The 13,507-nt window shown below is 64.3% G+C and carries 6 protein-coding genes; 2 read left to right on the forward strand and 4 right to left on the reverse strand.

The genetic code is table 11. From position 1 onward, the window contains the following. Positions 1-461: 461 nt before the first annotated feature. Together NK8_RS15440 and NK8_RS15445 are read left to right on the forward strand one after the other, a co-directional pair. Positions 462-1,586 carry a sensor histidine kinase gene (locus NK8_RS15440; RefSeq protein ID WP_367657790.1) on the forward strand — a complete coding sequence of 375 codons (1,125 nt, stop codon included), beginning with the start codon at positions 462-464 and terminating at the stop codon, positions 1,584-1,586. A gap of 61 nt (positions 1,587-1,647) precedes the next feature. Beyond that, the gene (locus tag NK8_RS15445) at positions 1,648-3,012 is read left to right on the forward strand and encodes a hemolysin family protein (protein ID WP_162067022.1); all 1,365 of its coding nucleotides are present in this window, start codon (positions 1,648-1,650) and stop codon (positions 3,010-3,012) included. 660 nt (positions 3,013-3,672) lie between these two features. Here NK8_RS15445 and treY read toward each other — a convergent pair. From treY to glgX, 4 genes are all read right to left on the reverse strand, one after another. Further along, positions 3,673-6,576, reverse strand: coding sequence for a malto-oligosyltrehalose synthase (treY, locus tag NK8_RS15450; RefSeq protein ID WP_213229779.1), 2,904 nt, complete (start codon positions 6,574-6,576; stop codon positions 3,673-3,675). After that, complete coding sequence (malQ, locus tag NK8_RS15455; protein ID WP_213229781.1) at positions 6,573-8,771, reverse strand: 4-alpha-glucanotransferase; 2,199 nt, start codon at positions 8,769-8,771, stop codon at positions 6,573-6,575. The genes treY and malQ overlap by 4 nt, the downstream gene beginning before the upstream one ends. Next, positions 8,768-10,666, reverse strand: a complete 1,899-nt coding sequence (gene treZ / locus NK8_RS15460; protein ID WP_213229783.1) for a malto-oligosyltrehalose trehalohydrolase — start codon at positions 10,664-10,666, stop codon at positions 8,768-8,770. The genes malQ and treZ overlap by 4 nt, the downstream gene beginning before the upstream one ends. A 68-nt stretch (positions 10,667-10,734) precedes the next feature. Beyond that, complete coding sequence (gene glgX / locus NK8_RS15465) at positions 10,735-12,960, reverse strand: glycogen debranching protein GlgX (protein WP_213229786.1); 2,226 nt, start codon at positions 12,958-12,960, stop codon at positions 10,735-10,737. Positions 12,961-13,507 lie beyond the last annotated feature (547 nt).

The raw sequence follows: 13,507 nt of genomic DNA on the forward strand, positions 1-13,507 counted from the left end.
GTTCTGCTACGCCTGAATGCGGAATCGAATGCGTATTCTCCAGATTGAGCGCCTCAAGTCGCCGTCAAGAGAAAAATAAAATCGATGCGCGGCTTTGCGTAGGGAATTTTAATTGCTGAAGGTATTGCATTTTGCCAACTTGAGCTTGTTTGCAGCCGCCAATCCCGCTTTGAAACTCGACATGTAAAAAACGTAACGAGAGTTTATTGCCTTGAATATGCGGCTATCAAAAAGCGAATTAATAGCATTCCGATATTTTCGAATCGGGCTGCTTGAGCACGATCGTGCACGCGGATTGCTACACAGGCGCGGCGGCGCACGGAATGCACCGCTGCCGCATGCGTCGTAGGCGCTCACATATAATGATCCGCAGGGATTCATTCGAGCTGCCCATTCTTCGGGCAGATGCAACCGGCTTCGCGACTTCACCGCAACACCGTTACACGCAAGGATCCATAACCGTGACAACGTCTTTTTCCAGTACGGTCGAGCCGGAAGGCGACAACTCCTTCGGCGCGTCCGTCGCAGGAAACGACGGCGTGCTGGTGCTCGACGCCGCCCAGCGCTGCCTCTCCGCCGACGCCGTCCTGGCGCATCTCTTCGATCTCGATCCCGCCGCGCTCGTCGGCCGCGCGCTCGCCGATACCCCGCTACCCCGACCTCTCACCGCGGCGTTCGCGTCGGCGGCCGATGCCGCGCTCGCGTGCAACGGCACGCGCCGCGCGCACGTGTCGATCGACGAGGGTGATACCACGCGCGCCTTTTCGATCATCGCGCTGCCGGGTGCGGATTGCGTGACGCTGATCGTGTCGCCGTCGGCAGGGGTATCGGACAAGGAGGACGGCACCGCCGATCGCATCGCGCATCTGCGTGCGGAGGCGGCGCTCTTCATGCGCGATCATGTGCTGTCGGTGGTATCGCACGATCTGCGCGGTCCGTTGAACGCGATCCATAGCTGGGGCTACGTGCTCGAACGCAAGGTCGACGCCAACGATCCAGCCGCGCAGCGCGCGCTCGCGGGCATCCGCTCGGGTGTCGAGCAACAGGTGAAGCTGATCGAGCAATCCGTCGATACGACACGCGCCGAGACCAAGGCGCTGTCCGTCGCGCTCGCACCGGTCGCGGTGCGTCCGCTGCTGGAAAAGAGCGCGGCGCTGGCGCGCGCAGGCGTCGCGCGGGCGCGCGGCGTGACGATCGAGATCGACTCGCCGCTCGCGGAAGAACAACTCGAAGGCGATGCGGAGCGTCTGTTGCAGGCGCTCTGGCTGATGCTCGCGTTCGCCGCCGAGGCGAGCGCGGCGGGCGCGACGGTGCGCGCGTCGAGCAATGTCGAAGGCAGCATGTGGCGCACCGACGTGCGTTTCACGGTATCGGCCGAGGCGCTCAGCGACGCGGCGTCGCCACACGTGCTCGAAGCCTTCGCGCGCCGACAGGCCCTGGAACCGCGCGAAGGCGGGCGCATCGCGTGGGGGCTCGCGCTGTGCAAGCGCGTGTCCGAAGCGCATGGCGGCGCGTTCGAGCACAGCGATATCGCGGACGGCGCGGAAGTGACGTTGTCGGTGCGCCTGCCGGTCGCAGGGATGTAAATTGACTTTCGATTTCCTGTCGGCCATATACTGACGCTTTCCATTTTCGAAGAGAGTTGCTTTGGCTCAGGTTGTCGCGCTGATCGGCGCATTGTTGCTCGTCGCGTTGAATGGCTTCTTCGTCGCGGCGGAGTTCGGGCTCGTCAAACTGCGGCCCACGCGCGTCAAGGCGCTCGCGCGCACCAACGGCCTTCCTGGCCGCCTGCTCGCCAAGGTGCACGGGCAGCTCGACGCCTATCTGTCCGCATGCCAGCTCGGCATCACGCTGGCGTCCCTCGGGCTTGGCTGGATCGGCGAGCCGGCGTTCGCCACGCTCCTGCATCCGTTGTTTGCGCTGATCGGTGTCGAATCGGAGAAGCTGATCGATTCGATCTCTCTCTTCTTCGCGTTCACGGTCATTTCGTTTCTGCATATCGTCGTCGGCGAGCTGGCGCCGAAGTCGTGGGCCATTCGTCGCGCGGAGCAGGTGGGTCTGTGGCTCGCCACGCCGCTCTATGGCTTCTACTGGGTGATGTATCCGTTCATCTGGGTGCTGAACTCGAGCGCGAACTTCGTGCTGCGGCTTTTCGGCATCTCGGCCGAGCACGGTCACGATGCGCATTACTCCACCGACGAGCTCAAGCTGATCCTGCGCGGGCGTCGTCATGGCGGCGCGTCTTCGTATAACGAGGACGAGTGGAACACCATCGCGCATTCGCTCGATTTCAGCCGCATGACGGTGTCGGACCTGATGCGTCCGGCACATGAGCTCGTCGGGCTGCGTAACGATTTGCCGATGCGTGACAACCTCGCTGTGATTTCGCGGCACCGTTTTTCGCGCTATCCGCTGTTCGCCGATGCGTCAGGCGAGCGCGTGATCGGCATGATCCATTTGAAGGACCTGCTGCTGGCGGGCGATGGCAGCGGGCGCGGCTTCAACTTCAGCTTGTCCAAGGATGCAGCCGAGAAGATCGACAAGCTTTCTCGGCATGTGCGGCCCGTGCAATATGTCGCGCCGAATCTGTCGGCGCTGGAGTTGTTTCGGCGTTTTCGCAAAGGCGCGCCGCATCTGGCCATCGTTGGGCGCAAGGGGGCGAAGCCGATCGGCTTCATCACGCTCGATAACCTGCTTGGCGCGCTCGTCGGGCAGATTCACGACGAGTTTCGTCAGGGCGATGCCGATTGGTCACGCATGGACGATGGCACGCTGATGGGCAAGGGGAGCTTGCCGGTTGTTTCGCTCGAGCGCGCGCTGGGGATCGATATCGATGAAGGGCGGGCGGAATCGGTGGGCGGGCTCGTGATCAATGCGCTCGGCGATTTGCCCACCGAAGGGCAACGAGTGGAGTTCGATCGGTTCGATATCGTGGTCAAGAAGATGAACGGGCCGCGCATCGTACTGGTGCGGGTCTATCCAAGAGAAGAGGCGCTTGAGGAAGCGGAGTGACCTTTTGGGGTTTGGGTTTTGGTTTTTGGTTTGTCGCCGGATCCCGTTGGCGTGTCGGTTTATTGGCGTTGCCCCTGTGCGGGGCGGCAGTCACTTTCTTTGCTGCTGCAAAGAAAGTAACCAAAGAAACAGCTTTCCCCATCCAAAGTACTTCATGCCGGCCCCGGCACAGGCGATCGGTCTTGGCACAGCAGTAGCGAGTGCCCTCGTAGGCCTAACCGGGCTTGGACCGCGCACGGTCTGACACATCGCGCCACAAAACAAACCGGTTCAGCACGAAATAGCTCCGGCCCGCTTCGCGGCCGATGGGTCAATCGGGCCTGCGTGGGCTTCTGCGGTTCTCTTTTCTCGTCGGTTTCCCTTGCATACCCAACGGCAGCGCGTAGCGCTGTGCCGATGCTATTTCGTGCTGAATCAGCGCGCTTAAACGACTAGCTTGTCAGACCGTGCGCGGTCCAAGCCCGGTTAGGCCTACGAGGGCACTCGCTACTGACGCCACGATCGACGAGAGGAACACTCAAATTGCGTGTGACCGCGGGCGTGTCAGGCTGCTTTCTTTGGTTACTTTCTTTGCAGCAGCAAAGAAAGTGACTGCCGCCCCGCACAGGGGCAGTGCTAATAGACCGACGCGAACACGGGATCCGGCGAAAAACCAAAACCCTAAGGCTTCGGCACGCCTTCCTCCACCAGCAAAGCCACCGGCATCACCCCCAACGCATCGCGCAAAAACAGCCTCTCCCCCTCGGCCTTGGGCGCATTGGGCCCCAACCAATCGAACAACGCCCGCGAATGCAGCGCCTCGGGCAACACGATCGCCGTGTCGCCCCACCGCTCAGGCTCGACAAGCGGCACATCCCGCTCAGGATCCAGCAACGGCGCCGCAAGCCGCGTCGCGATCACGATCGCAAACGCACTCCCCGCATGCCGCGCATAAGCGATCACATGTCCAGCCTGCTCACCCTGAACCTCGAGCGGCACATACTCTCCTTGAGCGAACAACGACTCGCAATGCTTGCGCAAAGCCAAAGCGCGTCTCACGAGCGCCAGCTTGACACGCCCATCGCGCCAGTTCGCCAACTGCTCGGAGGGCGGTCCCTTCTCTTCCACCTCGGCGAGCCACTGCCGACGCAACCCATAATCGACAGGCCTGCGATTGTCAGGATCGACGAGACTGAAGTCCCACAACTCGGTGCCCTGATAAAGATCCGGCACGCCCGGCGATGTAAGCCGCAACAGCGTCTGCTGGAAACTGTTGATCGCGCCGAGCGGCGCGACCCGCGAGACGAACGCCGACAACTCCTGCAAAAAGCCATTGCGCCGTTGCGGCGCGACGATATCGAATAGAAAGTCCTTGCACGCGTTCTCGTACGCTTCGTCGGGCGCGAACCAGCTCGTACGCGACTTCGCCTCACGCAGCGCCTTCAACTGCCATTGCGCCACACGTTCCGCAAGCGCGTGAACGCCCGCTTCGTCATCGGGGGCGAGCGTCGTCGGCCAGCATCCGACGAGCGTCTGATAAAGCATCGCCTCCGCAGCCGGCCCCGGCGCCCAGTCGTGCTGATCGCCGCGTCTCAGAGGCGTGTTCAAGGTGGACCATTGCCGCAGCGTCGTGGCCCACTCGTCGGGAATCTCGCTCAACGCCGCGATGCGCGCGCGCACGTCTTCTCCGCGCTTGTGATCGTGCGTCGCAGTGCAGAGCATGGCATGCGGAAACGCGGCGAAGCGCTCCTGATTGCCTGCGTGGAACGCGTCGACGGACAGCGAAAATTCACCCGGGTCCGCGCCGACTTCATTGCGCGAAATGAGCCGCCCGTAGCGATAGCACGCCGTATCTTCGACCGCCTTCGCCGCCACCGGCGATGTCAACTGCGAAAACAGCGTCTGCGCCGCACGACGCTGCGAGCCGCTCGACGATGGCGGGTTCGGCCCCGCCTGCGCCTGATTGCGATCACGCTCGCGGGTGCGCTCCGCGGCGCGATCACGGCCGCGTTCCGGACGCTCGCCACGCTCGGGCTGCGGCACATCGTCGGGCAGCTTGCCGCCGAGCCATTGCGCGACCTGGTCGAGCACGACATGATCCGCCCGCGCGAGCACCGCGCGCGCGGCGTCGAGCGCTTGCGTGAAGAAGCGCTCGTCCTCGGGGCTGCGCACGCTGCCGATCGGATAGATGCGATACACCGGAAACTGCACGACGAGTTCCGCGACCACCCGCCTGATCGACGTGAACGTGAGATCGCGCGTCGTCTGCGCATCGCGCGCGATACGATGCAGCGCGCGCGTGACGCGATCCAGTTCCGCCGACAGATTCTCCGCGAGTATCTTGCGGCGCGCGGCGAGCGCTTCATCGGCGAAGCACGCGCTCTTGCCCGTGATCTCGGCCCACAACGCGGCAAGCGGTTCCGCGCCCGCCGGATCGTGCAGCAGCGCGCCGACATCGTTCATGAAGTCGTAGCCGGTCGTGCCGTCGACCTGCCAGTCGCGCCGCAACGGCTCGCCGCGCGCAAGAATCTTCTCGACGACGAAATACGTGCGGCCATTGCCGTGCCGCAACGCCTCGGGACGTTCGATCGCCAGCTCTTCGAGTCGCGCGCGCAAGCGCTGACAATACTCGCGCGGTTCGGCGAGACCATCGACGTGATCGACGCGCACGCCATCGATCAGCCCTTCCGTAAAGAGTCTGAAGACGAGCGCATGCGATGCCTCGAACACCTCGGGCCGCTCGACGCGCACGCCGCCGAGCGTGCTCACGTCGAAGAAGCGCCGCCAGTTCACTTCGTCGGCGGCGGTGCGCCACCATGCAAGGCGGAAATGCTGGCGCTCCAGCAGACGATGCAACCGGTCGCGGCCTGCGGGCGTATCCGGCGCATGCGCGGCGAGGATCGCCTCGATCGCAGCCTGGCCGCCCTCGGTCTGCGCGATGGTGACGAGCGCGGTGCGGGCGTCGGCGGCGCGCGGCTGATCGACAGGCTGCGTCGTCAGACCGACGAAGCGTTGCGCAAGCTCGGGCGCTTCCTGAAACACGGCAGGGTAGTCGACCGGGCAGACCGGAAACGCATTCGAGTAATACTCGATGACGAAGCGCCCTTCGTCCGCGCGGTACGCGAGCCTGATCTTGCCGGCCTGCAATTCGTCGCCATAGGATGCGCCGAGAAACGGCGCGAGCACCTTGCCGCGCAACGCGGGATCGGGCGAATGCCAGTCGACGTCGAAGAAGCGCGCGTGCGCGGCATGGCGGCCCCATTCGAGGATGTCCTGCCACCACGCGTTCTGCGATCCACCCACGCCCATATGATTCGGCACGATATCGACGATGAGTCCCATCTCGTGCGCGCGCAGCTTCTCGACAAAGCGCCGCAGCCCATCCTCGCCGCCCAGCTCGGGATTGACCGTCGTGTAGTCGACGACGTCGTAGCCGTGCGTGGAGCCGGCGGTCGCGGTCGTGATCGGCGACACATAGGCGTGGCTCACGCCGAGTTGCGCGAAGTAGTCCACGAGCGCGGCGGCGTCGTCGAACGTGAAGTCTTTGTGAAGCTGAAGCCTGAGCGTGGAACGCGGTACGGTCATGGTGATTCGGGTTTCGATGTGGTTTCGTTCGGCTGCACGGAGCGCTTGCGCGCGGCATCGACGGCGAGCAGGCGGTCGGAGAAGGCATCGTCGAGAAACAGCTCGTCGACGGCGCTGGTCATGCGCCTTCGCCAGTTCGGATGCTCGTCGATCGAGCCGGGCAGGTTCGGCTGCTCCGCGAGCGCCAGCAGGTCCTCGAGCGGATACGTGACGAGCGGCGCGGGCGTCGCGGCGACGAAGGCGAGCGCTTCATCGACGGGCGCGTTGTCGATGCCGGGCGCGTCCACGTCGTCGGGTGCGATGCCCGCATCCTGAAACGCGCGCCACAGATAGGCGCGGTCCTCGCCGCGCTCCTCGAGCGCTGCTTCGACGGCGTCGCGGCCATCGGCGCGCGCGTTCGTCTGACCGATCTTCGAGCGCCACACGATGTCCTCGCCGCGCCACCATCCGGTGACGGTCGGCAGGTCGTGCGTCGTCGTCGTCGCGGTGACGCCGCTGTCCCATTCGCGCGGCGGCTTGAAGCCCGGGCCATCCACTTCGCGCTCGAACCACAGCACGCGTATGCCCAGCAAGCCGTGCTCCTGCAAGCGCTCCGTAAAGCCTGGCGGCACGGTGCCGAGGTCCTCGCCGACCACGATCGCGCGATGCCGCCACGATTCGAGCGCGATGAGCCGCAGCATGTCATCGAGCGGATAGCGCAGATACGCGCCGTCTTTCGCGCTTTCGCCTTCGGGCACGAGCCAGAGCCGGCGCAGGCCGAGAATATGATCGATGCGGATGCCGCCCGCGCGCGCGAACGCGCAGCGCAGCATGTCGATGAACGCCGCAAAGCCCTGCGTGCGCATCGCGCGCGGCGAGAAGGTCGTGAGGCCCCACGATTGCCCGGCTTGATTGAAGAGGTCGGGCGGCGCACCGACCGACACGCCCGTGAGCATTTCCTCGCGATAAGACCATGCGTGACTGCCCGCGCTGTCGCAACCGACCGCGAGGTCCGCGACGAGACCCACGGCCATGCCCGCATCGCGCGCGGCGTACTGCGCATGCATGAGGCCCTTGGCCGCGAGCCATTGCGTGAAGAGATAAAAGTCGACTTCGCGGCGATGCGCGCTGGCGAATTCCGTCACCGCGTCGCTGCGCGGATCGCGCAACGCCTCGGGCCAGTTGCGCCAGTGGCCTTCGCCATTCTCCGTGATCTGCGCGGCCTGCAGCGCCTCGAAGCGCGCATGATCTTCGAGCGGCCGGCCGCCTTCCTCGACGAACGCGGCGAAGTCCTTCGCGAAGGGCGAATCGCGGTCTTGCGAAAAGGTGTCGAAGAGGGCGCGCAGAATCGCAAGACGCGCTTTCGATGCACGCGGCCAGTCGATCAGCGAGAGACCTTCGAGTTCGTCGAGCTCCTGGGCCACGCCCGCTTTTTCGATCGCCGCGCGGGCCGCGGGCGCGCCGAGCACGGCGGCCGGATCGATATGCGCGATGTTGAGAAAGAGCCGCGACGACGGCGAATACGGGCTGAACTTGTTCGGCTCGGCGCTGAACATCGCGTGCATCGGGCTGATGGCGACGGCGTGTCCGCCGCGCCTCGCCGTCTGCGTCGCGAGCGACGCCAGCGCGGTGAAATCGCCGATGCCGCCATCGCCGTTGCGCCGCAGTCCATACACCTGCGCCGCGACGCCCCAGAGCGGCGGCGCGTGTTCGGCGTCTTCGTCCACGGTGCGCCATGCGTCGTCGATCGTATAGCAGCGCGTGGGCGCGACCGCGAGCGTCGTGCGGTGGTCGTTGATGACGAGCGTGTGATAACCCGGCTCGGCGATCGGCGAGAGCAGCGCGGTCTCGCCCTTGGGCGACGTGAAGCGTCCGTCGATGACCTCGCCGCTTTCCAGTTCGATGCGATAGCGCGCGCCCGACTTCGCCGCCGACACCGGCAGCGCGATGCCGCGATCCACTTCGGCGGTGATGAGCGGCGGCAGCTTGCGTCCGCTGATCTCGGCATCGATGGCGGCCATACTCTGCCGGATCTGCGTGGCGTTGCCGCACGGCAGGCCGAGCTTTTCCAGCAGGATGCGCAGCGTCGTTTCCGGCACGCGCTGCATGGTCTTGTGCGCGTTCAGCCATTCGATCTCGAAGCCCGCGCGCTCCGCGAGCGCTTCGATGCTGCTCACGGGCCGCGTGTCGTGCGTTTTACTGGTGGCGGCGCTCACGAGACTTTCCCTTCGGCCGATGCCGGTTCGAAGCGGCGCGCGTCGTGCGCGATCGCGTACTCGTTCACATCGCCGGTGAGCCAGGCGAGGAACGTGCGCCCGCTGAGTTCCCCGTCACGCGCGCGATCCTGCGCGCGCGCCGGCGTCTCGAAGATGATCTTGCCGGCGGGATTCTCCTTCAGCGCGATGCCCTCATCGCCGAGATTGAGCGCGATGGTCAGCGTCTCGCCATCGCCGAGCTTCCAGCGCGCGACGAGCGCCTTGTCGCCGAGCACATCCGCGCCGAGCGATTTCGCGCCCTTCAGACGCGGCGTGACGAGCTTCGCGCGCACCGTAAGCGCCGAGCGATAGAAGTGCAGCCATGCGAGCCGGTCTTCTTCGTCCTGTTTGTCGGACAGCGTCGGCGAGGACATCGCGAAGGTCTGTTTATCGTTCGGATCGGGAATCTGCGCGCGGCGTTTTTCGTCGCTGAACGCGGAGAACTTTGCGAACTCCTTGCGACGGCCTTCGCGCACGGCATCGGCGAGCTGATCGTGATAGTCGGTGAAGAACAGGAAAGGCTGCTTCGACCCGTATTGCTCTTCCATGAACAGCAGCGGAACCTGCGGCGACAGCAACAGAAGACCCGTCGCGGCGTAGAGCGATTCATCGTCGGTCAATGAGCGCAGACGGTCGCCCATCGCCCGATTGCCGATCTGATCGTGGTTCTGCAGGAACATCACGAAACGCGTGGGCGGCAGATGCGCGCTCGTTTCGCCGCGCGGCTTGCCATCGTGGATCGGCGATGGATCGCCCTGATACGCGAAGCCTTCGCTCAGGATGCGCGCGAGCTTCTCGATGGGCCTGTCGCAATACGCGCCGTAGTAGCTCTCGCTTTCGCCTGTCAGAAGGACGTGCAGCGTGTTGTGCGCGTCGTCGTTCCATTGGGCGTCGAAATGCGTTTCGAGCAGATTCGCCGTGTTGTGCTCGTTCTCAAGGACGAGATGCACGTGACGGCCCGCTTCGACGGAACTGCGCACGCGGTGCGCGAACTCGCGCAGCCATTCGTCGTCGTCGATGGCGTGCACCGCATCGAGGCGCAGGCCATCGAAACGATATTCGTTGAGCCAATACAGGGCATTGTCGAAGAAGAGGTCACGCACTTGCGGACGCTCGAAGTCGATCGCCGGACCCCACGGCGTGTACACGCCTTCGCGGAAGAAGGTCTTCGCGTACGCGTGCAGATAGTTGCCGTCCGGGCCGAAGTGGTTATAAACGACATCGAGAAACACCATCAGGCCGAGACCGTGTGCCGTGTCGACAAGCTTCTTCAAGTCCTCGGGGCGGCCGTAGGACGAGTCGGGCGCGTAGGGCAGCACGCCGTCGTAGCCCCAGTTGCGCGTGCCGGAGAAATCGTTGAGCGGCATCAGTTCGATGGCCGTCACGCCGAGTTGCGCGAGTTCCGGCAGACGCGCGGTGACGCCGGCATAACCGCCCATCGCGCCGACGTGCAGTTCGTACAGCACGGTTTCTTCCCACGGCCTGCCGTGCCAGTTGGTGTGGGTCCAGCGATACGCGCGCGGATCGACGACTTCGCTCGGGCCGTGCACGTCCTGCGGCTGAAAGCGCGAAGCGGGATCGGGCACGGCGAGGTCCTGGTCCAGCCGATAGCGGTAGAGCGTGCCCGCGCCGCCATCGGCTTCGGCTTCGAACCAGCCGTCGCCGGTTGCCTGCATGCCGACCAGTTCGGGCGCGCCGCCCGCGCGCTGAATTTCCACTTGCACGGCATCGCGCGAAGGCGCCCAGAACCGAAAGCGCGTACGCGGATTTTCACGCACGGCGCCCGTCAGATGAGCGCCGAAAGGAAGGCAATACGCATGATGATGCTTGTGCGGATCGATCGGACGTTCGGACATGATTTCCTGCCTGTTGTGCTGCTGTTCGGCGAATTTCTCGCGGGCGTGTCAAGTCTTTTGCTGGCGCTTCAATGCGGCGAATCGATGTCGGGCGCACGTGGCGAGGGCATCGTACCCGGATCGGGCGGCAAAGCCGTCAAAAGTCGAGGCCCCTGATGCGCGCCCGCCATCCACACCGCCTGCCAGTCGGCCTCGCCGGTCGGCTCGGCCAGCAGCACCGTGATGCTGTGCGCGGCCACTTCCAGATCGCTGCCGACGAGCGGCCGCGTCACGGAGTCGGGCTCCGCGCTATCGATGAGCACGTTCCATTCCAAGTGCGGCGCGGGCGGCGTGAATACCAGCGTTTGCGACGATCCGTTGAACATGATCAGCAGCACATCGATTTCGCCGTCGATACCGGGGCCTGCGCGCCGCAGCGTGAGCGCGCGCCGCTCGGCGTCCTGCCATGCTTCGATCTCGAGCGCGTCGCCGCGTTCATCGAACCAGCTCACATCGTAGAGTCCGGGCAACACTTCGCGGTCGCCGTAGAGAAAGCGCGTTTCGCGCAGCACGGGGTAACTTTTGCGCAGTGCGATGACGCGCGCGACGAACTCGGTCATCTCGACACCCTGCGTACTCGCCGCCGCGTCCCAGTCGAGCCACGATATCTCGTTGTCCTGGCAGTAGGCGTTGTTATTGCCTTGTTGCGTGCGGCCGAATTCGTCGCCGGCGAGCAGCATCGGCGTGCCGAGCGAGAGCAGTGTCGTCGCGATCATCGAGCGGGCGAGGCGCGCGCGGATGGCGAGAATCGCGGGGTCTTCGGTTGGGCCTTCCACGCCCCAGTTCGTGCTGCAATTTTCGTTGTGGCCGTCGTTGTTGCCTTCCTGATTCGCCTCGTTATGCTTGTGCGAATACGCGGTGACATCGGCGAGCGTGAAGCCATCATGCGACGCGACGAAATTCACCGAAGCCCACGGTTTCCTGAAGCGGCGGTTGAACAGTTCCGCGGAGCCGGTGAGGCGCGCGGCGAGATCGGGGCGCATGCCCGCATCGCCGCGCCAGAAGCGACGCACGCCGTCGCGATACTTGTCGTTCCATTCGGCGAAGCCCGGCGGATGATTGCCCACCTGATAGCCGTCCGGCCCGATGTCCCACGGCTCCGAGATGAGCTTGCGCGTGGAGAGGATCGGATCCTGGCGAACGGCATCGAAGAAGCCCGAACCTGGATCGAAGCCGTGGCCTTCGCGCCCGAGCGTGACGCCGAGATCGAAACGAAAGCCGTCGATATTGAACGCGGTGCTCCAGTAGCGCAGCGAATCCATCACCATCTGCAGCACGCGCGGATGCGACAGGTTCACGGTATTGCCGCAGCCGGTCTCGTTGATGTAATGGCGCTCGTCGCCGGGAATCAGGCGGTAGTAGCTGGCATTGTCGAGGCCGCGCCATGAGACCGTCGGTCCGAGCTCGTTGCCTTCGCACGTGTGGTTGTAGACGACATCGAGAAATACTTCGATGCCCGCCGCGTGCAACTGGCGCACGGCGATACGCATTTCGTTGAGCCGATGTGTCGACAGATACGACGGTTCGGGCGCGAAGAACGCCGCCGTGTTGTAGCCCCAGTAGTTTCTGAGGCTGCGCTCGACGAGAAAGCGGTCGTTGAGAAAAGCGTGGACCGGCAGGAACTCCACAGCGGTGATGCCGAGTTTCTGCAAGTGCTCGATGAACCACGGCGACGAGAGCGCCGCGAAGGTGCCGCGTTCGTGCTGGCGGATGTCGTGGCGCATCATCGATGTGCCGCGCACGTGCGTCTCGTAGATGATGGTTTCCCCCCAGGGCGTGTCGGGGCGCACGTCGCGGGACCAGTCGAAGGCGTCGTCGGTGACGATGCATTTGGGCATCGCGGGTGCGGAGTCGCGACGGTCCATCGACATGTCGAGCCGGTTCGAATGCACGCGATAACCGAAGAGCGCATCGGACCAGCGCCAGGGGCCGACGAGCTTTTTCGCGTAGGGGTCGAGCAGCAGTTTGTGCGGGTTGAAGCGGTGACCTTGCTGTGGCTGGTACGGGCCGTGGGCGCGGAAACCGTAGACCGTTCCCGGATGCGCGCCGGGGAGATAGCCGTGCCAGATTTCATCGGTGCACTCGGGCAGGTCGAAGCGCATCAGTTCCTTGCGGCCGGTGCTGTCGAATAGACATACCTCGATGCGGTGAGCATTCGATGAGAACACCGCGAAGTTGACGCCCAGACCGTCCCAGTTGGCTCCGAGCGGGTAGGAGGCGCCCGGGAGTAACCGTTCGGGGAGTGCATTTGCCATTTGGGCTTTCCTTTAGGTTAGGTCTTTTTGTTGCCGGATCCCGTTGTCGTGTTGGTCTACTAGCGTTGCCCCTGTGCGGGGCGGCAGTCACTTTCTTTGCTGCTGCAAAGAAAGTAACCAAAGAAAGCAGCTCGAGACGCCCGCGGTCACACGCAATTTGGGTATTCTTCTCCTCGCTCGTGGCACTCAGTAGCGAGTGCCCTCAAAGGCCACATCGGGCTTGGACCGCGCACGGTCTGTCACATCGCGCCGCGTGCGTGGCTGGTTCAGCACGAAATAGCTCCGGCCCGCTGCGGGGCCGATGGGTCAATCGGGACTGCGTGTGCTTCTACGTTTCTCTTTTCTCGTTGGTTTCCCTTGCATACCCGACGGCAGCGCGTAGCGCTGTGCCGAAGCTATTTCGTGCTGAACCAGCGCGCTCAAACGACTAGCTTGTCAGACCGTGCGCGGTCCAAGCCCGGTTAGACCTACGAGGGCACTCGCTACAGAGGCCACGATCAACGAGAAGAACACCCAAATTGCGTGTGACCGCGGGCGTCTCGAGCTG

It is taken from the genome of Caballeronia sp. NK8 (genome assembly GCF_018408855.1).
Lineage (GTDB): Bacteria > Pseudomonadota > Gammaproteobacteria > Burkholderiales > Burkholderiaceae > Caballeronia.

What these genes read in the sequence shown, in the direction of transcription:
- treY (WP_213229779.1), bottom strand. Translation starts at nt 6,576, where the DNA reads ATGACCGTACCGCGTTCCACGCTCAGGCTTCAGCTTCACAAAGACTTC.
- treZ (WP_213229783.1), bottom strand. Translation starts at nt 10,666, where the DNA reads ATGTCCGAACGTCCGATCGATCCGCACAAGCATCATCATGCGTATTGC.
- glgX (WP_213229786.1), bottom strand. Translation starts at nt 12,960, where the DNA reads ATGGCAAATGCACTCCCCGAACGGTTACTCCCGGGCGCCTCCTACCCG.